Source organism: Streptomyces sp. NPDC013187 (assembly GCF_042899705.1).
GTDB lineage: Bacteria > Actinomycetota > Actinomycetes > Streptomycetales > Streptomycetaceae > Streptomyces > Streptomyces hawaiiensis_A.
In genome coordinates this window covers 76,495-101,147 of the sequence record NZ_JBIBAF010000008.1, presented here as the reverse complement: position 1 = coordinate 101,147, position 24,653 = coordinate 76,495, and the positions used below count along the sequence as shown (strand labels likewise).

The 24,653-nt window shown below is 73.0% G+C and carries 20 protein-coding genes and 1 riboswitch; of the genes, 9 read left to right on the top strand and 11 right to left on the bottom strand.

Annotated elements, in window-relative coordinates; all coding sequences use genetic code 11:
• Positions 1-2: 2 nt before the first annotated feature.
• Entirely contained in the window at positions 3-1,418 is a 1,416-nt protein-coding gene (locus ACFY5B_RS18235; RefSeq protein ID WP_389970092.1) for a tetratricopeptide repeat protein, read from the bottom strand.
• Between the two features lie 159 nt (positions 1,419-1,577).
• Between ACFY5B_RS18235 and ACFY5B_RS18230 the strand changes: the two genes are divergently transcribed.
• From ACFY5B_RS18230 to ACFY5B_RS18220, 3 genes are all read left to right on the top strand, one after another.
• The gene (locus tag ACFY5B_RS18230) at positions 1,578-2,081 is read left to right on the top strand and encodes a DUF6668 family protein (protein ID WP_389970088.1); all 504 of its coding nucleotides are present in this window, start codon (positions 1,578-1,580) and stop codon (positions 2,079-2,081) included.
• A gap of 83 nt (positions 2,082-2,164) precedes the next feature.
• The gene (locus ACFY5B_RS18225) at positions 2,165-3,427 is read left to right on the top strand and encodes an amidase family protein (RefSeq protein ID WP_389970833.1); all 1,263 of its coding nucleotides are present in this window, start codon (positions 2,165-2,167) and stop codon (positions 3,425-3,427) included.
• 250 nt (positions 3,428-3,677) lie between these two features.
• Positions 3,678-4,259 (top strand): flavodoxin family protein, encoded by a 582-nt coding sequence (locus tag ACFY5B_RS18220; RefSeq protein WP_389970085.1) that lies wholly within the window; start codon positions 3,678-3,680, stop codon positions 4,257-4,259.
• Positions 4,260-4,262: 3 nt separating this feature from the next.
• Here the strand turns inward: ACFY5B_RS18220 and ACFY5B_RS18215 are convergent, their stop codons facing one another.
• From ACFY5B_RS18215 to ACFY5B_RS18200, 4 genes are all read right to left on the bottom strand, one after another.
• Positions 4,263-5,180: an ABC transporter permease gene (locus ACFY5B_RS18215; RefSeq protein WP_389970082.1), complete on the bottom strand. Its 918-nt coding sequence runs from the start codon at positions 5,178-5,180 to the stop codon at positions 4,263-4,265.
• The gene (locus tag ACFY5B_RS18210) at positions 5,167-6,189 is read right to left on the bottom strand and encodes an ABC transporter ATP-binding protein (protein ID WP_389970079.1); all 1,023 of its coding nucleotides are present in this window, start codon (positions 6,187-6,189) and stop codon (positions 5,167-5,169) included. Before ACFY5B_RS18210 ends, ACFY5B_RS18215 begins: the two co-directional genes overlap by 14 nt.
• Before the next feature lie 41 nt (positions 6,190-6,230).
• Positions 6,231-7,493, bottom strand: coding sequence for an outer membrane lipoprotein carrier protein LolA (locus tag ACFY5B_RS18205; protein ID WP_389970076.1), 1,263 nt, complete (start codon positions 7,491-7,493; stop codon positions 6,231-6,233).
• Positions 7,494-7,749: 256 nt separating this feature from the next.
• Positions 7,750-8,760, bottom strand: coding sequence for a polyprenyl synthetase family protein (locus ACFY5B_RS18200; RefSeq protein WP_389970073.1), 1,011 nt, complete (start codon positions 8,758-8,760; stop codon positions 7,750-7,752).
• A gap of 502 nt (positions 8,761-9,262) precedes the next feature.
• Positions 9,263-9,438, top strand: a riboswitch (cyclic di-AMP (ydaO/yuaA leader).
• Between the two features lie 5 nt (positions 9,439-9,443).
• Between ACFY5B_RS18200 and ACFY5B_RS18195 the strand changes: the two genes are divergently transcribed.
• Positions 9,444-10,223 (top strand): LysM peptidoglycan-binding domain-containing protein, encoded by a 780-nt coding sequence (locus ACFY5B_RS18195; RefSeq protein WP_389970070.1) that lies wholly within the window; start codon positions 9,444-9,446, stop codon positions 10,221-10,223.
• Here the strand turns inward: ACFY5B_RS18195 and ACFY5B_RS18190 are convergent.
• On the bottom strand, positions 10,187-11,035 hold the full coding sequence (locus ACFY5B_RS18190) for an HAD family hydrolase (RefSeq protein WP_389970067.1): 849 nt from the start codon (positions 11,033-11,035) through the stop codon (positions 10,187-10,189). The two genes, ACFY5B_RS18195 and ACFY5B_RS18190, sit on opposite strands and share 37 nt — an antisense overlap.
• 186 nt (positions 11,036-11,221) lie before the next feature.
• Between ACFY5B_RS18190 and ACFY5B_RS18185 the strand changes: the two genes are divergently transcribed.
• From ACFY5B_RS18185 to ACFY5B_RS18175, 3 genes are all read left to right on the top strand, one after another.
• Positions 11,222-12,292, top strand: coding sequence for a GNAT family N-acetyltransferase (locus ACFY5B_RS18185; RefSeq protein ID WP_389970830.1), 1,071 nt, complete (start codon positions 11,222-11,224; stop codon positions 12,290-12,292).
• 20 nt (positions 12,293-12,312) lie between these two features.
• Positions 12,313-13,623 (top strand): glycosyltransferase, encoded by a 1,311-nt coding sequence (locus tag ACFY5B_RS18180; protein ID WP_389970064.1) that lies wholly within the window; start codon positions 12,313-12,315, stop codon positions 13,621-13,623.
• A gap of 113 nt (positions 13,624-13,736) precedes the next feature.
• The gene (locus ACFY5B_RS18175; RefSeq protein ID WP_389970061.1) at positions 13,737-14,492 is read left to right on the top strand and encodes a polysaccharide deacetylase family protein; all 756 of its coding nucleotides are present in this window, start codon (positions 13,737-13,739) and stop codon (positions 14,490-14,492) included.
• Positions 14,493-14,504: 12 nt separating this feature from the next.
• Here the strand turns inward: ACFY5B_RS18175 and ACFY5B_RS18170 are convergent, their stop codons facing one another.
• From ACFY5B_RS18170 to ACFY5B_RS18150, 5 genes are all read right to left on the bottom strand, one after another.
• Positions 14,505-15,554, bottom strand: coding sequence for a glycosyl hydrolase (locus tag ACFY5B_RS18170; RefSeq protein ID WP_389970059.1), 1,050 nt, complete (start codon positions 15,552-15,554; stop codon positions 14,505-14,507).
• A gap of 95 nt (positions 15,555-15,649) precedes the next feature.
• On the bottom strand, positions 15,650-16,090 hold the full coding sequence (locus ACFY5B_RS18165; protein WP_389970057.1) for a hypothetical protein: 441 nt from the start codon (positions 16,088-16,090) through the stop codon (positions 15,650-15,652).
• The gene (locus ACFY5B_RS18160; protein WP_389970055.1) at positions 16,087-17,904 is read right to left on the bottom strand and encodes a glycosyltransferase; all 1,818 of its coding nucleotides are present in this window, start codon (positions 17,902-17,904) and stop codon (positions 16,087-16,089) included. The genes ACFY5B_RS18165 and ACFY5B_RS18160 overlap by 4 nt, the downstream gene beginning before the upstream one ends.
• 303 nt (positions 17,905-18,207) lie before the next feature.
• Entirely contained in the window at positions 18,208-20,475 is a 2,268-nt protein-coding gene (locus ACFY5B_RS18155) for a lipopolysaccharide biosynthesis protein (protein ID WP_389970053.1), read from the bottom strand.
• Positions 20,468-21,727 carry a DegT/DnrJ/EryC1/StrS family aminotransferase gene (locus ACFY5B_RS18150; protein WP_389970051.1) on the bottom strand — a complete coding sequence of 420 codons (1,260 nt, stop codon included), beginning with the start codon at positions 21,725-21,727 and terminating at the stop codon, positions 20,468-20,470. The genes ACFY5B_RS18155 and ACFY5B_RS18150 overlap by 8 nt, the downstream gene beginning before the upstream one ends.
• Before the next feature lie 310 nt (positions 21,728-22,037).
• Here ACFY5B_RS18150 and fahA point away from each other — a divergent pair, with 310 nt between their 5' ends.
• Together fahA and ACFY5B_RS18140 are read left to right on the top strand one after the other, a co-directional pair.
• Positions 22,038-23,249, top strand: coding sequence for a fumarylacetoacetase (gene fahA, locus ACFY5B_RS18145; RefSeq protein ID WP_389970049.1), 1,212 nt, complete (start codon positions 22,038-22,040; stop codon positions 23,247-23,249).
• A gap of 280 nt (positions 23,250-23,529) precedes the next feature.
• On the top strand, positions 23,530-24,468 hold the full coding sequence (locus tag ACFY5B_RS18140) for a M56 family metallopeptidase (protein WP_389970827.1): 939 nt from the start codon (positions 23,530-23,532) through the stop codon (positions 24,466-24,468).
• Positions 24,469-24,653 lie beyond the last annotated feature (185 nt).

The window sequence follows — 24,653 nt, the reverse complement described above, 5'->3', positions numbered from 1 at the left end:
GCCTACTGCCTGCGGGCACGTTCGGTGAGTCGGCCCATGCGGGCGCGGGCCGACTCCAGCTGCTCGACTTCTTCGGCGGCCGGGCCGTCCTCGGCGGCGAGCTCCGTCCACAGACCGATCAGGTCGCGCCCGAGCTCCAGCCCGAGCGCCGGGTCGCGCACCGCCCGCCAGGCGGTGGCCGCGCTCTCCACGTTGCCGTAGGCGGCCTCCGCGTCGCCGGCCCGGCGGTGGACACCGGCCAGGTCGAGCGACAGATGGAAGGCGCGGAGCGGATCACCGGCCAGATAGGCGATGTACGCGGTGAGTTCGCTGAGCCGGAGCACCTCGGGGTGCTCCGGCCCCAGCGTCCCCGACGCCTGCACGAGAGTCTGCTCCGCCAGGCCCGCGGCCTCTTCGATCCTGCCCTCCTTCACCGCCTCGTTGATCCGTCCGATCGGCTCCGCGAGGAGCGCGGGTGCGGCGGAGTCGCCCGGGGCGGTGAGGGGTTCGTCCCCGAGCACGGCCTCGGCGACGGCGTCGAAGCCGCGGGGAGGCGTGGGCTTGGGGTCGGGGTCGGCGGCGATCAGGGCGTCTTCGGGGACCGGTGCGGGACGCGGAGCCGGCCGGGCTTCGGGGACGGGCAGCGGCCGCGCGTCCATGGGCGGGGGCGGGCCGAACGCGCCGGTGGGCGCAGCGACCGTGCCGGGCGGCATCGCCGGACCCGGGGCCGGGGGCGCGTCTTCCGGCGCGGGTTCCGCAGACTCCGGCACGGCCCGCAGCTCGAACGTCGGTACGGGTTCCGCGGCGGGCTGCGGCTCGGGCACGGCCCGCAGCCGGAACGTCGGGACCGAGCCGTGGCCGGAGTCCGGCAGGGGACGCAGCAGGTGCGTGGCGCTGTCACCGGGCGGGTGCGGCGGCTCGGGCGGCGTCGCCATGGCACCGCCGCTCCGGTCGTGGAGCGGCTCGGGCGTGGTCGTCACGTCGGCGCCTCGGGCGTGCTGCGGCTCGGGCGGGGTTACGGCTCCGGCACCCCGGGCAGGCTGCGGCTCAGGAGGCGTCGCGGCGCCGGTGCCCCGGGCGGGCCGCGGCTCGGGCGACGTCGTGGCGACCGGCTCGGACGTGAAGTGGCTGGAGCCGTCCGGGTCGACCTGGAGCGGGACGACGTAACCGATGCGCTCGTCGCGGATGGTGGCGAGGACGGGATGGCCGGTGGCGAGGGCGATGTGATGGAGGCGGTTCAGGACGGCCCGCTGGATCTCCTCGCCGGGGGCCGCGAAGACCGGGACCCCGCCGACGGAGGCGCCGTCGGACACCCCACCGGCTCCCCCGCCGACATCCGTACCGGCCCCGGGGACATGGACGTCGATCGGCGCCGCCGGGGTCTCCGCGTGTGCGGCCTGCTTCTGTTCCCGCTTCTTCTCGCGGCTGAGTCGCGACATCGTCCCCTCACTCGGCGTCGTACACCTACTGTCGAGTGTGTCCGCTCGCCCCCGTTTCTCACGTCACCACGGTGTCACAGGCTCGTCCCAAGGCCCGTCGGTCCCGGCGCGGTCCTCGGGGAGGGCATGAGAACCGGACGTACGAGGGAGGAGAGGGGCATGCACACAGGCATGCGACAGGGGCCGGAGATCTGGCTGCGCGGTCCGGTGACCACCCCGGAGCCGGGGCCGCCGGAGCCCGCGCACGGCCATGCCGCGGCACGGCGTTTCTCCTGGGTCGGCACGCACGGCGGCGCGGGCGTCTCCACCCTCGCTGCGGTCTACGGCGGCCATGACAGCGGACGGTCCTGGCCCGGGCCCGGAGATCCCCCGTCGGTGCTGCTGGTCGCCCGGACCCACGCGGCGGGGCTCGACACGGTCGCCGGGGTGGTGGAGATCTTCCGGCGCGGCCAGGCCCCGCCGGGGCTCGACCTGGACGCCGTCGTGCTCGTGGCCGACGCCCCGGGCCGACTGCCGCGCCCGCTCGCCCAGCGCGTCAGATCGCTGGAGGCGGTGATCGACGTGTACCGCGTGCCGTGGGTGGCGTCCTGGCGGCTCGGCGAGCGGGGCCACCCGCCGCGCGAGACGGAGGCCCTGGCCCGGCTGACGGGAGCGGCACGCTGACGGCCGTCCCCGGGCCGGCCGCACCCCTGTCGGCCGTACCGCTGTCGGCCGGGGAGATCGCGGCGGGCGTACGGGCCCGCGAGCTGCGCGCGACGGACGTGGTCGCGGCGGCCCTGGACCGGATCGAGCGGGCCGATCCGCACCTGTGCGCGTTCGCCGAGGTGTGGAGGGAGGAGGCGTTGCGGCGGGCGGCTGAGCTGGACACCCGGCTAGACCGGAGGGGGCGGACCGGTGAGGTGGACACCCGGCTCGACCTGTGGAGAGGGGCCGGTGACGCGGACAACCGGCTCGACCTGCGGGGAGGGGCCGGTGAGGTGGACACCCGGCTCGACCTGCGGAGAGGGGCCGGTGACGCGGACACCCGGCTCGCCCTGCGGGGCCCGGGGTCATCCCTGCCGCTGGCTGGTGTGCCGATCGCGGTGAAGGGGCGGAACGGGCTGCGTGCGGCGGGTCCGCTGCTCGCGGCCGGTGGTGTGGCCGTGGGCGCCACGTCCGTGCCCGGGCCGGGGACGCCCTGGCAGACGTGGGGGCTCGGGGCAGGGGGCCGGACCGTCAATCCGTGGCGGGCCGACCGTACGCCGGGCGGCTCGTCGGCCGGGGCCGCGGCAGCTGTGGCGGCCGGGCTGGTGCCGCTGGCAACGGGCAGCGACGGAGCCGGGTCGGTGCGGATCCCGGCGGCGTGGTGCGGGGTGCTCGGTCTGAAGCCGACCGGTGGGCGGCTGCCGTCGGGTGACCGTACGGGACTCGCCGTTCCGGGGGTACTCGCCCGCTCGGCGGCGGACGCCGGGCTGTGGTGGGCGGTGGTGTCCGAGGAGCCGGTGCCGGCCGAGGCCGCCCTTCCCGTCACCGCCGTCTGGTCGCCCGACCTGGGGTTCGCCGGACCCGACCCGGAGCCCGTGGCGCTGGCCCGGGCCGCTGTGGAACGACTGGAGGCGGCAGGGGTCGTGCGGCTCGTACGGCCGCGGGTGCCGCTGCGGCTGGCGGACCCCGGGCCGGCCTGGCTCGCCCTGCGCACTGCCGGTGCGGATGCGGCCGGTGCGGATACGGCCGGGGCCGAGCGCGTCCGGGCGGAGAACGACCGCCGGCTCGCCGGAATCTTCAGCGAGGCCGAGCTGTTGCTGACCCCGACGGCGCCGACCGCCCCGCACGGTCACGACGGGCCCGGGGAGCGCTACTCCACCTCTCTCACCTGGGCGTTCAACCTCAGCGGGCACCCTGCGCTGAGTCTGCCCGCGGGGTTCGGCGCCGATGGCTGCCCGGCCGGGCTCCAGCTGGTGGCGCCGCACGGGCGGGAAGCGCTGCTGCTGGCCGTGGCGCAGGCGGCGGAGACCCGCGTCGCGGGCTGACACCCCGGGCGGAGACGCGCGCCGGGGCGCCCCGGGCGAAGACCCGCACCACCGCGCAGGGCCGCCACGGACGTAGACCCGCGCAGGGGCGCCCCGGGCGGAGACGCGCGTCGAGGGCTGGCCCCAGGGCGGAGATCCCTCGTGCGCGCACCTGACGGACACCCCCTGGCACCCCTGGCAGATTTACTTGCGTACGCATATGATGCACACGCGTGTAATTGACTACGCCGAGTTTTCAGAGGGGCACCCCATGACCCGCCGTTTCCTTTTCGTCCTGGGCAGCGCTCGCGCCGAGGGCAACTCCGAGCTGCTGGCCCGCCGGGCCGCCGAGCAACTGCCACCGGACGTCGAGCAGGAGTGGGTCGACCTCACCGAGCTCACCGTGCCGGACTTCGAGGACCTGCGGCACGACAGCGACCACGTCCGCCCGACCGAGGGCAACGTGGCCCGGCTGCTGGACGCGACGCTCGCGGCGACGGACATCGTGATCGTCTCGCCGCTGTACTGGTACTCGGTCTCCGCGCAGACCAAGCGCTACCTGGACTACTGGTCGGGCTGGCTGCGCACGCCCGGCCTCGACTTCAAGGCGACCCTGGCCGGCCGCACCCTGTGGGGCGTCACCGCCCTGGCGCACACGCAGGAGGTGGTCGCCGACCCGCTCGTCGGGACGCTCCACAACTCCGCGGCGTACATGGGGATGCGCTTCGGCGGAGTGCTGCTCGGCAACGGCAGCAAGCCCGGTGACGTGCTGAACGACGACGCCGCCCTGACCCGCGCCAAGACCTTCTTCGCGCAGGAGGCACCCCTGGCCAGGTTCCTTTACGAGGACTGAGCGCTACGCGGTGATGTCCTTCGCCGTGAAGCGCGCCCACGCCGCCGACCCGAACACCGCCGCGTACAGGGCCTGCAGGCCGAGGTTCTTCGCCAGGTCGTCCCAGTAGACCGGCTCGCGCATGAGGTCGGCGAAGGACAGCCAGTAGTGGGAGAAGAAGTACGGCTGGAGCGCGTGCAGTTGCGGGATCTGGTCGAGGATCTGGACCGTGATCAGCAGGCCGACCGTCGTCGCCATCGCCGCGATGCCGCTGCCCGTCAGCGTCGAGACGAACAGGCCGAGCGCGGCGACGCCGATCAGGGACGCGGCGACGGCCAGGGCGATCAGCAACGCCCTGCCCAGGCCCTCGGCGAAGCCGATCCGCGTACCGGAGATGGTCGTCAGGTCCCCCAGCGGGAAGAGCAGCGCCCCGACCGTCAGCGCCGAGACGGCGACCACGAGCGTGGCGGCCAGGCAGAAGACGACGACCGTCGCGAACTTGGTGAGCAGCAGGCGGCTGCGGCCGGCCGGGGCGACCAGGAGGTACCGCAGCGTGCCGGAGTTGGCCTCGCCGGCGATCGCGTCGCCCGCGACGACCCCGACCGCCATGGGCAGGAAGAACGGGAGCGTGGCGGCCAGGGCGGTGAAGACGAGGAACAGGCCGTTGTTGGTGATCTGCGAGATGAAGGCGGGTCCGCCGCCCCCGCCTCCGGGACCGGCCGAGGAACCGCCGCTGGTCTCGATCTTCACCGCGATGCCCACGAGGACGGGGACGGCCGCCAGCACCGCGAGCAGGGCCACTGTGCGCCAGCGGCGGAACGTGGTGAGCAGTTCGTTGCGGAGCAGGGTGGCACGGAAGGTGGTGCGGCGCGTGCGGGCCGTCTGTGGCCGGTCGCGCAGTTCCCCGCGCCCCTGAGGGGCGCTCGGCTCAGCCCGCGGCATCGAAGCCCTCCCCGGTCAGTGCCACGAACGCGTCTTCCAGCGAGGCCCGTTCGACCGTGAGGCCGCGCACCCGGACCCCGGCCGTCACCAGCGCGGCGTTCACCTCGGCGAGGTCGCGCTCCGGTGGTTCGCCGGTCACCCGGTCGTCGTCGACGATGACGTCGGCGACGCCCTGCTCCTTCAGGATCCGGGCCGCCTCCGCCGGGTCCGGCGTGGTCACGACCAGCCGGCCGCGCGCCCCGGCGGACAGCTCGGCGACCGGGCCCTGCGTGATCAGCCGGCCCTGCGTCATCACGGCCGCGTGCGTGCAGACCTGTTCGATCTCGTCGAGGAGGTGGGAGGAGAGGAAGACGGTCGTGCCGTCCGAGGCCAGTTCCCGGACGAGGGTGCGGATCTCGCGCATGCCCTGTGGGTCGAGGCCGTTGGTGGGCTCGTCGAGGACGAGGAGCCGGCGTGGCTGGAGCAGCGCGGCCGCGAGGCCCAGACGCTGTTTCATGCCCAGGGAGTACGCCTTGGCCTTCTTGCCCGCGGCGGCCGTCAGGCCCACCCGGTCCAGTGCGGCGGCGACCCGGGCCCGCCGGGTGCGTGGATCGGCGGCCGGGTCGGCGCTGTCGTAGCGGATCAGGTTGTCGCGGCCGGAGAGGAAGCCGTAGAGGGCCGGGCCCTCGATGAGGGCGCCGACGTGCGGCAGCACGGCGCGGGTGGCGCGGGGCATGGGCTGCCCGAGCACCCGGGCCGTGCCGGAGGTGGGCTCGATGAGACCCATCAGCATGCGGATGGTGGTGGTCTTGCCGGAGCCGTTGGGGCCGAGGAAGCCGAAGACGCTGCCTGCCGGGACGGTCAGGTCGAGACCGTCGACGGCGAGCTGTCCGCCGCGGTAGCGCTTGGTGAGCGCGCGGGTGGCGATGACCGGTTCCGCGCTCTGGTCCCGCGCCTCCCCGAGCTCCGGTTCCCCGGCCTGGTCCCGCGCCTCCCGCTGCTCCGGTTCCCCCGCGGACACCTCGCCCATCGGCTTCCTCGTTCTCTCGACGCCCCGTACGCCTACGGGGCTCACTTGCCGGCGTCGGCCGCCTTCACGAGCGCGTCCTTGGTGACCAGGCCCGCGTAGACCTTGCCGTCGTCGGTGACGAGGGCGTTGACCAGGCGGGTCGAGAAGACCGTGCCCGAGCCGAACTTGCCGTGGACCTTGTCGCCGAGCGAGTCGATGAAGCCGCCGAACTCGCCGCCGGCCTTGCCCGAGGGCACGCCCTCGCCGCCGGTGTCGAAGGTGGCTATGGCGGTCCAGCCCTCGCCGATGGTCTTCATGCCGTCGTGGCCGCCGAGGCCCTTGCCGAAGTCCTTCCCGGCCTTGGGGGCGTGACCCGGTGCCTCACCCAGGTCGAAGGACTTGCCGGGAGCCTTGCGCGGGGTCTCTCCCGAGGTCTTGCCCGCGTCCTTCTCCTCGGTGACCTTCGCGCCCTTGGGCGGGGTGAAGTCGAAGGTCGAGGCGGCCGGCTTGGCGAAGTCGACCTTCGTGAAGCCGGCGTCGACGACGGCCGCGCCGCCGCTCGCCGGGGTGAGCGTGAACTTCAGCGGCATGCCGGTCTTCGCGTCCACGGCCACGGTGATCGCGCCGACCGTCGAGCCGGACTGCTTGGGCTTGACGACGAGCTTGTAGGCGTCCCGGCCGGCGACCTGGGCCGTGCCGTCCACGGTCACGGACGTCGTGTCGTCGACCGCCTTCAGCGCCTCCTCGGCGAAGTCCTTCGGCATGGCCGGCGGCTGCTGGTCCTTGCCCCGCTCCGGGCTCTCGGAGGCGGTGCCGTGGTAGACCTCGTTGGACTTGCTGTCGTAGCCCCAGACGTCCTTGCCGTTGTGGATGACGCTGTACTCGGCGGCGTTCTCCAGCAGCGACAGCTTCTGCTTGTCCGGGCCGTCGGCGGCGACGCGCAGGGTGTGCGTGCCGGAGGCCAGTTCGGTGAGCTTGGCCGTCGGGTCGGCGGAGGAGCCTCCCTCGCCCTGACCCGCGGCGCCGGACAGCAGACCCGACTCCAGGCCGCCGAGGTCCGGCAGGCCGAGGTCCGTGCTGATCTTCACCGTGCCGGACAGCTGCTGGACGTCCGACTTGGCGATCTTCTCGATGAGCTGCTGTGCGGTGATCTTCGGGAGGTCGGGGTCACCGGAGTCGGCGAGTGCGGGGACCAGCCCGATCGTCGCGGCGGCCACCCCCACCACCGTGACCGGGACGATGTACCGCGCGGCTTTGCGCCGCCCGGAGCGCTGCTCGTCGACCTCTCCGGCGGTCGTGCTGTCGTCGGATGCGTACGGTGCCATGTGTGCCCTACCTCCGTGGTCGGCGGCGGCTGTCCGTGTCGTCCACGCACTCGTCCCTGAGCCGCCATTCTCACCCGAACGGGTGAGGAGTGGTGTTTTCCGTGGTCACCATCTGACCAAATCGGCCAGGGAGATACGTCAGACCCCGGACTCAACTCCGCGTACTGCTGGGGTATGACACGGGAGGGCGGCTTCTCCCCCGACCCGTAGGGGTCGCAGGGGGTGTCAGGGGGTCCGGGTCGCCGGGAGGGACGGGCTAGCCGGCCCGGTGCACCACCGCGTCGCACAGCTCCTGGAGCGCCGTCTTCGCGGTGCACTCGGGCAGCGGTGCCAGCGCCGAACGGGCGTCCCGGGCGTAGCGGACGGTGTCCCGCCGGGCCTGCTCCAGCGCCGGGTGGGCCCGCAGCAGGCGCAGGGCCTCGGTGTGCCGGTCGTCGTCGGTGAGGTCGGAGTCGAGCAGCTCGCACAGGGCGATGTCCTCGGCGAGCCCGAGCCGGGCCGCGCGCTCGCGCAGCCGGAGCACCGGCAGCGTGGGGATGCCCTCACGCAGGTCGGTGCCGGGGGTCTTGCCGGACTCGTGGGAGTCGGAGGCGATGTCGAGGACGTCATCCGCGAGCTGGAAGGCGACGCCGAGCCGCTCGCCGTACTGGGTCAGCACGTGCACGACGGTCTCGTCGGCGCCGGACATCATCGCGCCGAACCGGCACGACACCGCGATGAGCGAACCGGTCTTGCCGCCCAGCACGTCCAGGTAGTGCTCGACGGGGTCGCGGCCGTCCTGCGGTCCGGCCGTCTCCAGGATCTGGCCGGTCACCAGACGCTCGAACGCCTCGGCCTGCACCCGGACGGCCTCCGGGCCGAGGTCGGCCAGGATGTGCGAGGCGCGGGCGAAGAGGAAGTCGCCGGTGAGGACCGCGACGGAGTTGCCCCAGCGGGTGTTCGCGCTCGCGACTCCGCGGCGCACGGCGGCCTCGTCCATGACGTCGTCGTGGTAGAGCGTGGCGAGGTGGGTCAGCTCCACGACGACGGCCGACGGCACGATCCCGGGCGCGTGGCGGTCACCGAACTGGGCGGAGAGCATCACGAGCAGCGGGCGGAACCGCTTGCCGCCGGCCCGCACCAGGTGCTGGGCGGCCTCCGTGATGAAGGGCACCTCACTCTTGGTGGCCTCGAGCAAGCCTTCCTCGACAGCCGTCAATCCGGCCTGGACGTCGGCTTCCAGAGCCTGGTCCCGCACGCTCAGCCCGAACGGCCCGACGTCGGTCACGAGGGGTCTCCTGTCTGCTGTGTCTGCCGGTCTTTACGCGGATTGTCGATAGGTCGCTGCCCTCACTCGAGTCAGCGTATCCGGTCACGTTTCGATCACCGCCAGCGCCCGTGGTTACAGGCCGGGTGGTATCCGATCACGACCGCTATGTTTTCGATCAACCTATAAGAACAGATATTTATCGACTTACCCAGGGGTAGCGAGTTATGCACGATTTGCCGTGATGAGTCGATTAATTCCCTTTGGCGGAAATTGCCCCACGGACTCGTGATCAGTGAGTTGAATCACTCCTTCCCCTTTTCCGCCCCGCCTCCGCACCGGCCCGTACCGCCTTCCCCCGAAAGCCAGTTGAGCCTTGGCTCCCGCAAAGGATCAAGCCACCCAAACACCCCCGACCAAGGTCAACCGCGCGATATGTGACTGAGGTGCTTGTTCCCGACATGTGCTCTCGCATACGTTCCGGCCCTGTCCGGCGGACGCCTAATCCTGCCGCCGCCCGGACTCCCCACAGAAACCAACTCACTCACGCGTGGCAGGAGCGGGGGACCCAGGTAAGTCGCCGGTCCGCACAGCGGCACGGCTCGGGGTGAAGCCGCGTACGGCACACAGCGCCGTAGGCGGCCGGGCACCTCCCGGCCCGAACCCGACAGCTCACCTCGCAGGCGCCGGAGAGGAACATCGCCATGGCCGGACGAGGCAAGCACCGTCGCCCCAGAACCAACCCGCTGACCCGAGGCGTCGTCGCCGTCGGCACCGGCGGAGCCGCACTGACCCTTCCGCTCCTCGGCGCCACGCACGCGAGCGCCGCCGAACCCCAGAGCGCCCCCGCCGCCGCACAGTCCGTGCCCCGGGCGGCCCAGCCCGCCAAGTCCCTGACGTACACCGTGACCAAGGGCGACTCGCTCGCCCGCATCGCGGACAAGTACGACGTCCGGGGCGGCTGGAAGCAGCTCTACAAGGACAACCGCGCCGCCGTCGGCGACAACCCGAAGCTGATCCACCCGGGCCTGAAGCTCAAGGTGAAGACCACGAAGTCCGTCGCGCCGAAGAAGACGGCGACCAAGTCGTCCGCCCCCGCCAAGCCGGCCGCGAAGCCCGCCGGCGGTGTCGCCCAGGCCACCCAGGCGTCCGCGAAGACCTACGCGAACAACCTCGACGGGTGGATCCGCGAGTCGCTGGACATCATGGCGCAGCGGGGCATCCCGGGCTCCTACGACGGCATCTACCGCAACATCATGCGGGAGTCGTCCGGCAACCCCCTGGCGATCAACAACTGGGACTCGAACGCGGCCGCGGGCACCCCCTCCAAGGGGCTGCTCCAGGTGATCGACCCGACGTTCGCCGCCTACCACGTGCCCGGCACCTCCTTCGACCCGTACGACCCGGTCGCCAACATCACGGCGGCCTGCAACTACGCGGCCGACCGTTACGGCTCGATCGACAACGTCAACGGCCCGTACTGAGCCGCCTCGCCCAGCAGTCGCTCGAGGACGACGGCGATGCCGTCGTCCTCGTTCGACAGGGTGACCTCGTCGGCCACGGCCTTGAGTTCGGGGTGGGCGTTGGCCATCGCGACGCCGTGGCCGGCCCAGTCGAACATCGGGATGTCGTTGGGCATGTCGCCGAAGGCGATGGTGTCCGCCGGCCGCAGCCCCAGGTGCTCGGCGGCCAGCGCCAGGCCCGTCGCCTTGGTGACCCCGCACGGCTGGAGCTCGACCGTGCCGGGCCCCGACATCGTCACCGTCGCCAGTGAGCCGACCACCGAGCGGGCCGTCGCCGCCAACTCGTCGTCCGTCAGGTAGGGGTGCCGCAGCAGCACCTTGCTGATGGGCTCGCCCCACAGCTCCTCGCGCCGCTCGACCCGGACCGCGGGCAAGGTCGGGTGCGGCATCAGATAGCCCGGCTCGATCAGCGTGAGCCCGTCCACCCCGTCCTGGTCAACGGCCGCATAGACCTGCCCCACCTCGGCCTCGATCTTGCCGAGGGCGGTCTCCGCCAGCTCCCGGTCCAGGGTGATGGACCACAGCAGCCGGTCCGCGCCGGCGTCGTACACCTGCGCGCCCTGCCCGCACACCGCGAGCCCCGTGCAGGCGAGGTCGTCCAGGAGCGGCCGCACTCTCGGCGCCGGCCGGCCCGTCACCACGAGGTGCTGGGCGCCGGCGTCCGCCACCCGCGCGAGCACGGCGAGAGACCGGTCGGACAGGGTGTCGTCGCCGCGCAGCAGCGTCCCGTCCAGATCGGTGGCGATGAGTGAATATGCGAGGGGTGCGGCCATGATCAGAGAATACGGACAGCGCGCCCCTTCGTTTCATCGCACGGCGGTCGCCGATTGCCCGGTTGAAGGCCTCTGCACCAGTTGGCAACAACATGCTCCGCTACCTACCCGTGGGGCCGCATAGAGCGGTACCTTCCAAGTGTCCAGGGGGGACTTGATCGGGGGGTCGGGTTGAGCAGTGGACGCATTCGCGTGGCTGGGCCCGGGGAGCTCGGCGAAGGGGAGAGGGAGCGCTGGCGTGCGCTGCGCGCCGCCTCGGTGGCACCGCGCAACCCTTTCATGGAGCCGGAGTTCACCGAAGCCGTCGGCCTGTTCAGGCCGGGGGCCCGCGTCGCGGTGGTGTACGAGGGGCCGGAGCCGGCCGGCTTCCTGCCCTATGAGCGGGGCCCGTTGGGGCAGGGCCGGGCGATCGGGCTGGGCGTCTCGGACGCGCAGGGCGCGATCCTGCGGCCGGGCCTGGACGTCGGGACGGGCGAACTGCTGAAGGCCTGCTCGGTGTCGAGCTTCGCCTTCGACAATCTGGAGGCCGAGCAGCGGCTGTTCGTCCGGTACGCGGCCGAGGAGCACGCCACCTACGTCATCGACGTGGAGAAGGGCTACGAGACGTACGAGTCGGTGCTGCGCGCGCAGTCGCCGAAGTTCCTGAAGACGACCCTGGCCAAGGAACGCAGGCTGGGCCGGCAGGCCGGTGAGCTGCGGTTCGTCTTCGACGAACGTGCCCCGGCCGCGCTGCGCACACTCATGGAGTGGAAGTCCGCGCAGTACCGCCGGACCGGGCGCCGGGACCGGTTCGCCCAGGAGTGGATCACCCGGCTCGTCGGGCAGCTGGCCCGGACCCGGGCGCCGGAGTGCAGTGGCACGCTGTCGGTGCTGTACGCCGGTGAGCGGCCCGTCGCCGCGCACTTCGGGCTGCGTTCGGCCTCGGTACTCGCCTGCTGGTTCCCGGCCTACGACCCGGAGTTCGCGAAGTTCTCGCCGGGTCTGGTGCTGCACCTGCGCATGGCCGAGGCGGCGGCCGCCGCCGGCATCGGCACGCTCGACCTGGGGCGGGGCGCGGCCGAGTACAAGGACGCGCTGAAGACGGGCGAACTGCCCGTGTACGAGGGCGCGGTGACCCGTCCGGGGGTGGGCGCGGCGCTGCACTGGCTGAGCCGCGAGCCGGCACGCCGCGCGCACAGCTTCGTCCGCGGCAGGCCGCAGCTCGCGTCGCTGGCCGCGCGGACGCTCAAGGGCGCGGCTCGGCTGCGCCGAACCTGACACACGAGGGGGGTGGGCGCATGTCCCGTTCGGAGCGTGCGCAGGAGGAGATACGGCGGTTCCTGGACATCGGGGCGGTGCAGATCGCCGAGCTGGACCTCGACGGTGACGAGGCGGTGCTCAGACCCGGCCCGGGCAGCCCGCCCGTGACGCACGGAGAGGTGTTCGTGCTGGTCAGGAGGGGCGGCCGGCCTGTGGGGACACTGCTCGGGCGGGTGCCGGAAGGGGCGGATCCGAGGGCCGTGCTGGCGGAACGGGCCCGGGCGGAATGCGGGCCCGCCGACCTCGGCGAAGCCGGGGAGCCGCCGTTCACGAGCGTCGTCGTCGCCACTCGGGAGCGGTCCGGGCAGCTGGCCCGGGCGCTGGACTCGCTGCTGGCGCAGGACCATCCGCGGTTCGAGATCGTCGTCGTCGACAACGCGCCCGTCACGGGCGAGACACGGGAGCTGGTCGAGCGGAAGTACGCCGAGCGGGTGCGGTACGTCTGTGAGCCCGTTCCGGGGCTCGCAGCCGCCCACAACGCCGGGCTGGACGTCGTCGGCGGCGAGGTGGTCGCCTTCACCGACGACGACGTGGTCGCCGATCCGCGCTGGCTGACCGAGCTGACCGCGCCCTTCGCCGCCGACCCCGGGCTCGGGTGCGGCACCGGGCTGATCCTGCCCGCGCGGCTGACCACCCCGGCCCAGGTGCTGCTGGAGAGCCACGGCGGCTTCGCGAAAGGCTTCACTCCAAGGACGTACGACCCGGCGCGCCCGCCGGGCGACGAGCCGCTGTTCCCGTTCACGGCCGGGCGGTTCGGCTCGGGCGCGAACATGGCGTTCCGCACGGCGGTGCTGCGTTCCGTCGGCGGATTCGACCCGGCCACCGGTGCCGGGACGGCGGCCCGGGGCGGCGACGACCTCTACGGCTTCGTGCGCGTCCTGGCCCAGGGGCACCGGCTGCGCTACACGCCGTACGCCCTGGTGTGGCACCACCACCGGGAGACCTGGCGGGACCTGGAGACCCAGGCCTACGGCTACGGCGCCGGGCTCACCGCCTACCTCACCGCGGTGCTCGTGAACCGGCCCGCACTGTTGCCGGCGTTCCTCGCGAGGCTGCCCCGCGGCCTCGCCCACGCGCGCACGCTGACGGCGGTACGCGAGACGGACGGGGCGGACGGGGCGGACGGCCCCGGCACGCCGGGCGACCACGACGCCCGCACGCATCCCTGGCCGCGGCGGCTGTCGCGGCTGCAGCGCAGGGGGATGCTGTACGGGCCGGTGGGCTATGTGAAGGCGCGGCGTGCGCTGCGCGCGGCCGCTCGTGAGAAGACGGCCCGGGGGGCGAGATGAGGACGGACGGCAGAGGCCGGGCGGAGCGGGGTGCGCAGGAGGGCGAGGGGCCGATAGGCCCGCCCCCCGCCGCAGGCACTCCCGCCGTCCCCGTGTTCCTGTACCACTCCGTGATGGACGATCCGCCGGACTGGATCGCCGAGTTCACGGTCACGCCGAAGCAGTTCGCCGCGCACCTCGACGCCGTGGTCCGCAGCGGGCGTACGCCCGTCACGATCAGCGCGGTCGCCGATCATCTGGCCGGCCGGGCGCCGCTGCCGCCCCGGCCCGTGCTGCTCACCTTCGACGACGGGTTCGCCGATCTGCCCGGCCCCACCGCCGAGGCCCTGGCCGAACGCGCGCTGCCCGCCACCGCCTACCTGACCACCGGCGCCATCGCCCCGGGCGGCCGCAGTCTGCTGCCGCCCGCCCCGATGATGAGCCTGGCCGGCGCGGCGGAGCTGGAACGTTCCGGCATGGAGATCGGCAGTCACACCGTGACGCACGCGCAGCTCGACACCCTGTCCGCCAAGGCCCTGGCGTACGAACTGCGCACCTCCAAGGCCGTGCTGGAGGACGCCCTCGGGCACGAGATCCGGCACCTCGCCTACCCGCACGGCTACAACAGCCCCCGGGTACGGGCCATGTCGGCCCGGGCGGGCTACGAGACGGCGACCGCCGTGCGGCACGCGCTCAGCTCCGACCGCGACGAGCGGTACCGCATCGCGCGGCTCATCGTCCGGCGTACCCACACCGTCGCCGATGTCGAGGGCTGGCTCGCCGGGGCGGGCGCGCGGGTCGCGCCGTACCGGGACGGGCCGAAGACCATCGCGTGGCGGTGGTACCGGCGGGCCCGTGCCGTGCTCCACGGGCCCGAGTTCGCCGGCTGACCCCGGCGGGGGTCACCGCAGCGGCTGGTTGAGGTACGGGTCGGAGACGGCCTTGCGCAGGCTGTCCCAGGCCGCGCCGTTCGCCACCGCGAGGTCGCAGTGCGGTCCGGGGTCGCGGTAGTTCCACTGGAGGGCGGCCTTGACGCCGTCCAGGCCCTTCAGCACCCCGGGCACCTGCGCGTACCACTCGGCCTGCCGCTGCGGGCGGTTCGCGTCCGCAGCGGTGCCGAACTCGGAGAGCATCAGCGGCTTGTCGTCGGAGATGTTCGCGCGGATCCAGTCGTGCGTGGCGTGCTGCGTCTGCGCGAAGGTCAGCCAGCCCGCGTCGTGACAGCGGTAGTAGTTGTACTGGTTGTAGCCGATCCAGTCGACGTAGTCGTCGCCCGGGTACATCTTCTCCATCTCGTCGGCGTGGTCGAGGTATCCGGTGGTGATCCACGTCCACACCACGTTGTCCACGCCCAGGGCGCGGAACCGGTCGTGGATGTGCCGGTAGGCCTTCACGTAGTCGCCGGGAGTGCCGCTCGCCGGGGTGCGGGTGTCCATCTCCAGGTCGAAGGAGAGGAACACCTTCTTGCCGTAGTCCTTGATGCGCCGGGCCTGGACGTCGATCACCCTGTCGTCCAGCTCGCCGGCCGCGATCTGCTTCCAGGTCGGCTGCTGCCGCTTCGTGCCGCCCCACCACTTGCTCTCCCAGGAGAGCAGCAGCAGGCGGTCCTCGCCGACGCGCCGCTCCTCCGGGGTGAGCAGCCGGCCCTCCCGCCGGGTGCCCGAGGGCAGGGACATGTCGTGGTACGTGTACACGATGTCCAGCTTCCGGCCCACGTGCTTCTCGTAGGCGCGCACCTTCTCCGGCAGATCGTCACGCTCGTGCGGCACGAACGCCCCGAACCAGGCGCCGCAGGGCGGTTCCAGAAGGGCTGTCGGGCGGCAGTCCGCCCGGGACCCGGCTGCTCCCTGCTCCTGCGGTCCGGAGGCGTTCCGCAGGGCGAGTACGGCTACCAGGACCGCGCTGACGACTGTGGCGGACGTGATCAGCAGTCGGCGGCGGCTCGATGCCAACGGGCCGGCGGCCTGCGCCTGGTGCGGATCTTTTCGGTGCTGTCCTCCGGTCGTGCTCGGCGTGCGGCGAAAGGGACGGTGGGGGCGGTTGAACCTCACTGAGCGGAACCCTTCGGTGTCCTCGGTGTCGTCCTCGGCTGCGGGGAGGCGCGCAGCGGCGGGCAGAACGCGGTGAGTGTGGTCAGCAGCGTCAGCGTCAGCAGCACCCGCTGCGCGCTGAAGGTGTGCGTGGCGATCAGCACGGTCGCGACGAGCATCACGGCGCCGATGCTCAGGAACAGCGTCAGCATCAGCCGTTCCAGCAGGTCGGAGTGGCGGGCGAAGTCCGGGTCCCGGCGCTCCACGGGCCCCTCGGCGGGCCGTGCTCCCAGGGCGGGGGCGCAGACTCTGACCACGGCCGCGCCCGGCCCGGCCGCCAGGAAGAGCACGACCGCGGCGCCGCGCAGCGGTGATCCGCCGGGCAGGGCGAGCGCCGCCAGCGCCAGCCAGCCGCCGAACGGGGGCAGCATGCGGACCACGAGTTCCTGCGGTGTCATCGCTCCGCTCCCTCTGACTGCTTCAGTACGTAAAGCCATCCGGCGCTGTTCTCCGCCACGAGCCGGAACCTCGGCGATGCGGCGACGGACTTCTGGATGCGCTGCAGCTGCGCGTGGTCGAGCTGCCCGTTCATCTCGGAATTGGCCACCTGTCCTTGGGTGAGCAGGAAGTAGGCCCGGGCGGGCCGCTCCACGCCGGCCATGTCCCGCGCGAGAGTCGCGGCGGGGCTCTTGACGATCTGGTCGACGTGACCGCGGCCGTCGTCGAGGAACCAGTAGTGGTCGACGCTCCAGTACTCGGCGTACGCGTCGGGGTAGTTGCGGTTGGCCGCCACGACCAGCGAGCCGTCGGGTGCCTGGTCGAAGAGCTGCCTTACGAGGGCCACTTCCTGGGGCGGGAAGTAGTTGATCCGGTCCTTGCCGGAGTAGGCGGGGACGAACGCCAGGGTTCCGCCGAGCAGCGCGGCCAGCGGCACCCAGGTGCCGATGCCCCACCGGCGGGCCTTGGCGGTGCCGGTGGCCTGCCGGTCGCCGGTCCCCTGCGCTGCGGCGTCGGCGGCCAGTGTGCGGACCTTGGGCAGCAGTGCCGCGGCGGCGAAGAAGGCCGCCCCGGGCAGCATGAACAGCAGCACCCGGAAGATCATCTCGCTGCCGTAGCTGCTCGCCGCGAACATCGGCAGCGGGGCCGCCGCGACCAGCAGCAGGGGCCGGGCGCGGTGGCGCAGCACCCGCTGGCGCCACACGCCGACGGCCGCGAGCAGCAGGACCGAACCGGACAGCAGCCGGGCCGCCCAGGACGTCGCGATCGCCCCGGTGCCGGTCGGGGTGGCGCCGTAGCCCGTCTCGACGTTGGCGCCGACATCGCCGATGGAGCGGATCATGTCCGGCATCGCGGCGGACAGGAACGGCAGCGCGGCCGTGAGGCACCAGGCCAGGAAGATCACGACGGTCGTGACGACCGGGACCCAGTCGCGGTAGCGGCGGCTCAGGCACAGGGCGAGCAGGCAGACGACCAGCATGCCCGGGGTGAGCTGGTGGGAGATGACGATCGCCACGATCATGACGGTGATCACCACCGTCCACACCGCCTGCCGCGGCTGTCCGCGCCGCACGGCGGACCGGCCGAAGCGCCGCAGGACGACCGCGAGCACACCCACATGCAGCGCGTACGCCACGGACTGGGGGGAGAAGTAGTCCTGGCCGACCCAGTTGGCGACGTAGAAGAGCCAGACCGAGGTCCAGATCAGCCGCCGGTCCTCGGTGAAGGTGCGGTAGATCAGCAGCAGCGGGAGCAGCAGCATCAGGCTGGAGACCAGAGGCCACCAGGCCATGAACATCGCCGTCGAGTCCACGCCCAGCAGCCGCTGCAGGGCGGCCTGGGCGGCGAAGAAGCCCGGCCACTGGTCGTACACCGCCATGTCCCCGACCTGATCGGCCGTCTGCAGACCGCCGGCCGTCAGCAGATGGTCGATGACCGCTTCGTGCTTCCACGCCCACGCGTACAGCGGGGTCGGGTAGAGCACGGCCTGGGTGGCCCGCTCCATCACCAGCAGACCCAGCACGTACGCCGCCGACCAGGCCGCCGGGCGGCGCGCGTCGCGGACCGTGAACCAGAAGCCGGTGGTGAGCACCGCGAGCCCCGCCCAGAACGTCGGGTGCAGCGCGCTGACCAGACCGTAGTCGTCGAGCCGGGAGACGTCGGTGTGCCGCACGGCGTACGCCCAGAGCGCGAGCGCGACGAGCAGCGGAACAGCGGGCCAGGCCAGTGCGCTGCGCCCGGACCGGGCCGGGGGCAGGTCGGACAGATCCGTCACGGGCTCATGGGCGGGGCTGGACGACTCCGAGGAGGAGGGGCTGGAGGACTGGCTGGCCGTCTCGGGGCCGCCGGCGGGGGTGTTCGCGCCGTCCCGTGCGGGTGTGGGTTCCGGCGTGGATCTCTCCCTCGGTGTGACTGGCGGACGCACGGTGGTTCCCCCCTGGCTGTTGCTCTCTTCGGCTCTGTGCGGCTCCGGTGGGGCCTGAGCTCGGTTCGGTCTCGGCTTCGGTTCGGCTTTCGGCTTCGGTTCGGCTTTCGGCTTTCGGCTTCGGTTCGGCTTTCGGTTCGGCTTCGGGTGTGATCAGTCGCGGGGCCGGCCGGTCGTTGGTCCGTCGGCCGTTCGGTGGGCCAGGGGGCCGGTTGAGGCCGTGGTGCGGGAGCGCGCCCACGCCGACGCGGCGCGGTGGAGCAGCAGGAGCAGCGTGAGGGCGACGAGCAGGGGCGGCGCGAGGGGTGCGAGCGCGTCGCGCCACACCCAGCCGCCGACCGCGACGAGATACAGAACCCCCCAGCGCCCCGGCCACGTCAGCCGCGCGCCCGCGCTCGCGAGCAGCAGCCCCAGCGGTACGAGACACAGCAGCTGGCAGACCGGCGGCGCCCAGCGCAGCAGCGGCTCGGGCCCGTCGAGCCCCACCGCGTCCGCCAGGAAGCCGGCCGTCTTCTCGTACAACGCCCCGTGCACCGGCCCCGGTTCCCGTCCGAGGGCGACCGGTGCGGCGTACAGGGCGCACAGGACGGCGCACAGTGCCGTGCCGGGCAACCACGGGTCGCGCCGGGTGCTCAGCGTGACGGCGGCGACGAACACCACGAGCAGCAGGCCGCCCGCGGTGAGCGACGGCAGGGGCAGGCCCCCCAGCAACTGACGGCCGGTCAGGGCCGCTTCGGACGCCCGGTCGAGCCACGGCAGGTCCCGCAGCGGGGCCCAGAAGAAGACGACGGCGACACCGAGCAGGCTCCACAGGGCACCCCTCAGGCGGCGCTCCGGTGGCTCAGGGTCCGGTTCCCCCGGCTCGGGGGGCGATGGTTCCCCGGTCGGTCCGTCCGGCCGCACGATGAGCGCCAGTGTGTCGGCCTGCAGCGCCTCGCGCTCGTACCCGGGGCGCCCGATGAACAGCGTGACCGTGTCCTGGTCGCCGTCCTTGGACTGGTAGGCGGCCCGGCGGGCCCAGGTCGTGCCGTATCCGGCGGTGGCGTTGAGTTTCGCCCAGTGGGTGCCGTAGGCGGGGCCGGCCGGTGGACGCACGGCGGGGGTGCTGTCGTCGTGGCGCAGGGCCGCGCGCAGTCCGGCCATGGAGACGACGGCGATCAGCGTCATGCTCAGCAGCACCGCCCAGCCGGCGCCTGCGATCCCGGACGGGGTGAACAACATGGCCGCACTGCCCAGCACCAGGGCGCACATGGCCCCTTGGAGCGCGGCCAGCACACCCGTGCGCCCCTGGACGCGCAGTACGCCGATGTAGAGCTCCACCACCACCCGCGGCAGTGCGCCCAGGGCGAGCAGCCGCAGCACGGTCGAGCCGTGCTCGGCGTAGTCCGGGCTGAAGGGCGTGAGGATCTGCGGGGCGAAGACGACCAGCACGGCCACGACCGGGACCAGCAGCAGTGTCATGCGCCGCAGGGCGCCCCGGACGCCGTCGGCGAGCTGGCGCGGGTCGTGCGAGGCGTGCGCGGTGAGCGACGAGGCCATGTTGATGGCCATGAACTCCATCGTGCCGCCGACGGTGTAGGCCACGTAGAAGTAGCCGTTCTCGGCGGCGCTGAAGCGGACCGCGACCATCACCGGCAGCAGGTTGATCATCGCGAGGCTGAACAGGGCGCCCAGCGAGTCCCCGGCCAGGAAGCGGCCCATGTCCCGGATCTTCGGGGGTTCCTTGTCACGGTCGGCCGCCGCCTGGCGCGGGATGAGCCGACGGAAGATCAGCCAGCCCAGCGGCAGGGTGGAGAAGGCGATCGCCACCGCCCAGGAGACGAAGATGCCGAGGACCGGCAGCGTGCCGGCGAAGACGGCCAGGAGGGCCAGCTTCCCGACCGAGAAGACGGCGTTCCCGGCGGGCACCCACTCCGCCTTGCGCAGCCCGGTGAGCACCCCGTCCTGGAGGGTGAGCAACGCCCAGGCCACGCAGGCCGCGACGAACACCGCGCCCGCCATGGGCGTGCCCAGAGGGGCGTAGGACGCTCCCCACGCGTCGAGCGTGAGCAGGAAGACGGCGGCGGCGAGCGCCACGACCAGCGAACTGGCCACGTACGTGCCCCACACCAGCCGTCCGGTCTCGCGTCCCGCGCGCGGGACGAAGCGGACGACGGCGCCGATCATCGTCGTCGCCGTGATGCTGGCGAGCAGCCGCATGGCTGCGATCGCGGCCGAGCCCTGGCCGACGGCCTCCTCCGTGTAGTAGCGGGCGGCCACCAGCCAGAACCCCAGGCCCAGCACGGCCGAGACGCCGGTGCTGAGCATGAGGAAGTAGGCGTTCTTGAACAGCGAGTCGTGGGTGAGGTCGCTGTCGGCAGGCTTCGGCCCGCCGCCGTCGGTACGCGCGGCGGCGGGCTCGTGCACCTGGATCTCAGCCACGGGAGCGTCCCAGCCCTCCCGGTGTCGGCCGGTCGTCGGGCGGCTCTCCCGGTGCCGGGGCCGGTTGCGCCCCTGACCGCTCCAGCACCTCGATGGCCGTCCGCGCCCGCAGCGGGTCCACGGGCAGCGCGTGCCGCGCGAACCAGCGGGCGGCCTCGGGGGCCGGTGAGGGGTCGGTGAACTCCGCACCCGCGTAGTCGTCCAGAGGCGGGTCGTAGAGATAGCCGACGACGATGCCCTGTCGCGCCAGCGCCGCCACCGCCGCGTCCCGGTCGGCCACGAACAGCGGCACTCGGAACAGCGGCTGCGTCCCGTGGCCGTCGCGCGGCTTCGCCCAGGGGGTGGACAGCAGCAGTTCCGTGCCCGCCCGGCAGGCATCCAGCACGTCGTCCAGCCGGTCGAGCTTGTGGCCGATGCGCCGCAGCCTCAGCCGACCGGGCTTCAGGCGGTAGTCGTGCATGTCGACGCGCACCCACGGGTGGTGGGCGTCGAGCCCGGGCGTGTGGCGGGCGGCGAGGGCGAGTTCGTCCGGGCGCAGCGGCATCCGGATCTCCTCGCGGTCCGCCAGCCCCAGCAACCGGATCGCGGCCCAGGCGGCGCGCCGCAGCCGCAGCCCGCGCACCGCCGCCTCCGCGTACGGCCGGAGCAGATAGGCGAGTTCGGCGCTCGCCCGGCGTGGCGCGAGCAGTCCCTCGCAGGTCTTCTCCACCGCCTCCCGTAACCCCGGATCGGCGAGCGAGAGCATGCCTCCGGCCTTGGCGCCGACGTGCTTGGACAGGCTGAACACGGATGCCTCGCCCCACGCGCCGACCGGCCGGTCCCCCACCCGGCTGCCGATGGCGTGCGCCCCGTCCTCGAACAGCGGGATCCCCAGTGCGTCGCACTTCTGCCTGAGGCGCGGCGCCGGGTCCGGGTTCCCGTACAGGTTCGTCGTGAGCACGGCCGACACCGAGCCCCACACCTCGTCCGGCACGGCATCGATGTCGATGGACGCGTCGAGCGGGTTCAACGGCGCCTGTACCGGTCGCAGTCCGGCCGCGAGCACGACGAAGAAGATCACGTCGTCGTTGACCGGCGACATCAGCACCCGTCCGCCGGGTGGGCACCAGTGGCGCAGCGCCACGTACAGCCCGAAGCGGCACGACGGTACGTACACACATTCCCGGCCGAGCCGGACGCGCATGGTCTCTTCCAGCCGCTTCGGCTGTGCACCACGCCGTACCGAACCCGGACCGGCCTCCCCTATGGCCATCCGCCCCCCAGATGTGCCGTGGGAAAGCCCCCTCCCCGAGGCCTTCCGGCACCCGCCCAGAGTCGCCCCGTTCGCACCGCTCCGTCAAGATTGCGTCGCGTCCTGTGGATAACTTCCGGCACGCACGAATGTGACGTCCCGTCCGCCGCGCCGGAGTCGCCCCGTCCGGTCCCACCCGGGCCCACCTGCCCCGTTCGCCCGGCTCCGCCTCCTCGGACTCTGCCCAGGACCGGCGCGTCACCCGTAACGTGTGGTACGACCACGAACACGTGGCGACGACATGGCACACCCGAAAGCGAGGCAGCACCCGATGCCCCCCTTCGATGTCCCCGAGGGCGACCCCTTCGGCCCGCACAACCTGCCGTACGGCGTGTTCTCCCTGCCCGGCTCGTCCCACCGGACCGTGGGCGTCCGGCTCGGCGACCACGTGCTGGACGCGGGCGCCGCGGCCCACGCGCTCGGTTCGCCGTACGCCTCCCTGCTCGCGCAGCCGACCCTCAACCCGCTGCTGGCCGCCGGCCGCACGGCCTGGTCGGACGTCCGCCGGGCGCTGACCGCCTGGGTGACCGTGCCGTCCCACCGCGAGACCGTCGCACCGCTGTTCCACCCCCTGTCGTCGGTGACCCTGCACCTGCCGTTCGAGGTCGCGGACTACGTCGACTTCTACGCCTCCGAGAACCACGCCCGGAACGTCGGGCAGATGTTCCGGCCCGACGCCGAGGACTCCCTCACCCCCAACTGGAAGCACCTGCCCATCGGCTACCACGGCCGCTCCGGCACGGTCGTCGTCTCCGGCACGGAGGTCCCGCGGCCGTCCGGCCAGCGCAAGGCCCCCGCCGACGCCGCTCCCGTGTTCGGGCCGTCCGTCCGCCTGGACATCGAGGCCGAGGTCGGTTTCGTCGTCGGCGTGCCCTCCCGGATGGGCGCGCCGGTGGCCCTCGGCGACTTCCGCGAGCACGTGTTCGGGCTGTGCCTGCTCAACGACTGGTCCGCGCGCGACATCCAGGCCTGGGAGTACGTGCCCCTCGGCCCGTTCCTCGGCAAGTCCTTCGCCACGTCGGTGTCGGCGTGGATCACCCCGCTGGACGCCCTGGAGGAGGCTCTCGTGGCGCCTCCGGCCCGGACGCACGAGCTGCTGCCGTACCTGGACGACAGCGACGAGGAACCCGGCGGCTACGACCTGCGGATCAGCGTCGCCGTCAACGGCCACGTCGTCTCCGAGCCCCCCTTCTCCACGATGTACTGGACGGCCGCCCAGCAGCTGGCCCACATGACCGTCAACGGCGCCTCCCTGCGCACCGGCGACCTCTACGGCTCCGGCACGGTCAGCGGCCCGGCGGAACGGGAGCGCGGCTCCCTGCTGGAGCTGACCTGGAACGGCCGCGATCCGCTCGAACTCCCCGACGGCAAGCGCACGTTCCTGGAGGACGGCGACGAGGTGACCCTTACGGCCTGGGCCCCGGGACCCGACGGTGTGCGGGTGGGGCTCGGCGAGGTGACCGGGCGGGTGGTCCAGGGCTGAGTCCGGGTGGGGCCTCGTCCCGTCCGGCGACGGTCCGAGTCCTCGGAACCGGCCGGGGGACAGTCGGCCGGCGTCCTTTCCGGTTCCCTCCGTCGGTGCTCGTCCCGTTCGGATGTCGTTCGACCCCTGACGCACACCGCCCGGCCCGTCATACTGGGCGCGGGGCGGTGTGCCCGCACGTCCGCCACGCTCGTCGTGGCCATCGGTGCGCTCGGCGACCGCCCTCCCCCGCACGATCCGTAGCCGCCCCTCTTGTGACGAGGAACCGGAGCCCGTGGCCATGACCGTCTGCCTGCTCCTGCTGAGCGCCGTCGCCGTGACGGCCGCCGTCCCCGTTCCCCGTGCGCTGACCCGGGCGTCGTGGCCCGAGCGGGAACCGGTGGTCGCGCTGTGGGTATGGCAATGCCTCGTCGCCACCGTCCTGCTGGCGTGCGTGACGGCGCTCTCCCTGGGCGCCGCCGCCGTCTTCGGCACCGTCCGCGCGCAGCTCTTCGCGCCGGCACCCCCGGCGGTGACCGCGGCGTACGACCTGTCCGCCGCACCGCCGTGGGCCGCCGCGCTCACCCTGCTGCTGGCCTGCGGCGCCGCCTGGACCACCGCGATGCTCGCCCGGGAACTCGTCGAGGCGCGGCGACGCCGGGCCCGGGCCCGGGCCCATCTGCGTGAGCGCGCCCCCGACCTGCCGGCCGGCCTGCCCGCGGCCCGGGGTCCGCTGCTGGTCCTGGAGGACGAGTACCCGGACGCCTGGTGGATGCCCGGCCACCCGCCCCAGCTGATCGTCACCACGGGCGCCCTGCACCGTCTGACCGGCCACCAGCTCGACGCCGTCCTCACCCACGAGCGGGGCCACGCCCGCGCCCGCCACGACTGGTTGCTGCACCTGTCCACCGCCCTGGCCACCGGCTTCCCCCGCATCCCGCTGTTCGCCCACTTCTGCGACCAGACCCACCGCCTGGTCGAACTGGCCGCCGACGACACGGCCTCCCGCCGCTGCGGCCACCTGACCACGGCCCTGGCCCTGATCGAGCTCAACCAGCACCGCGGTGTCCTTTCCTGCGCCTCCAGCCACCGCCTGCTGGGCGAGCGGGTCGACCGGCTCCTGGAACCGCCGCCCCGGCTGGGCCGCCGGCACCGGGCCCTGACCACCACGACGGCCGCGCTGGTGCCGCTGGTGCCCCTGCTGATCGCGTTCGCGCCGGGCCTGACGGCGCTGTCGTAGCCGCATCGGCCGCGTGACGGCGGGCTGTCGGAGCCGCATAGGCCAGGAGACGGCGGTCTGTCGGAGCGGCGCCGGCCGAAAGGCGGCCGCCTGTCGGAGCCGCATAGGCCAGGAGACGGCGGTCTGTCGGAGCGGCGCCGGCCGAAAGGCGGCCGCCTGTAGGAGCCGCATAGGCCAGGAGACGG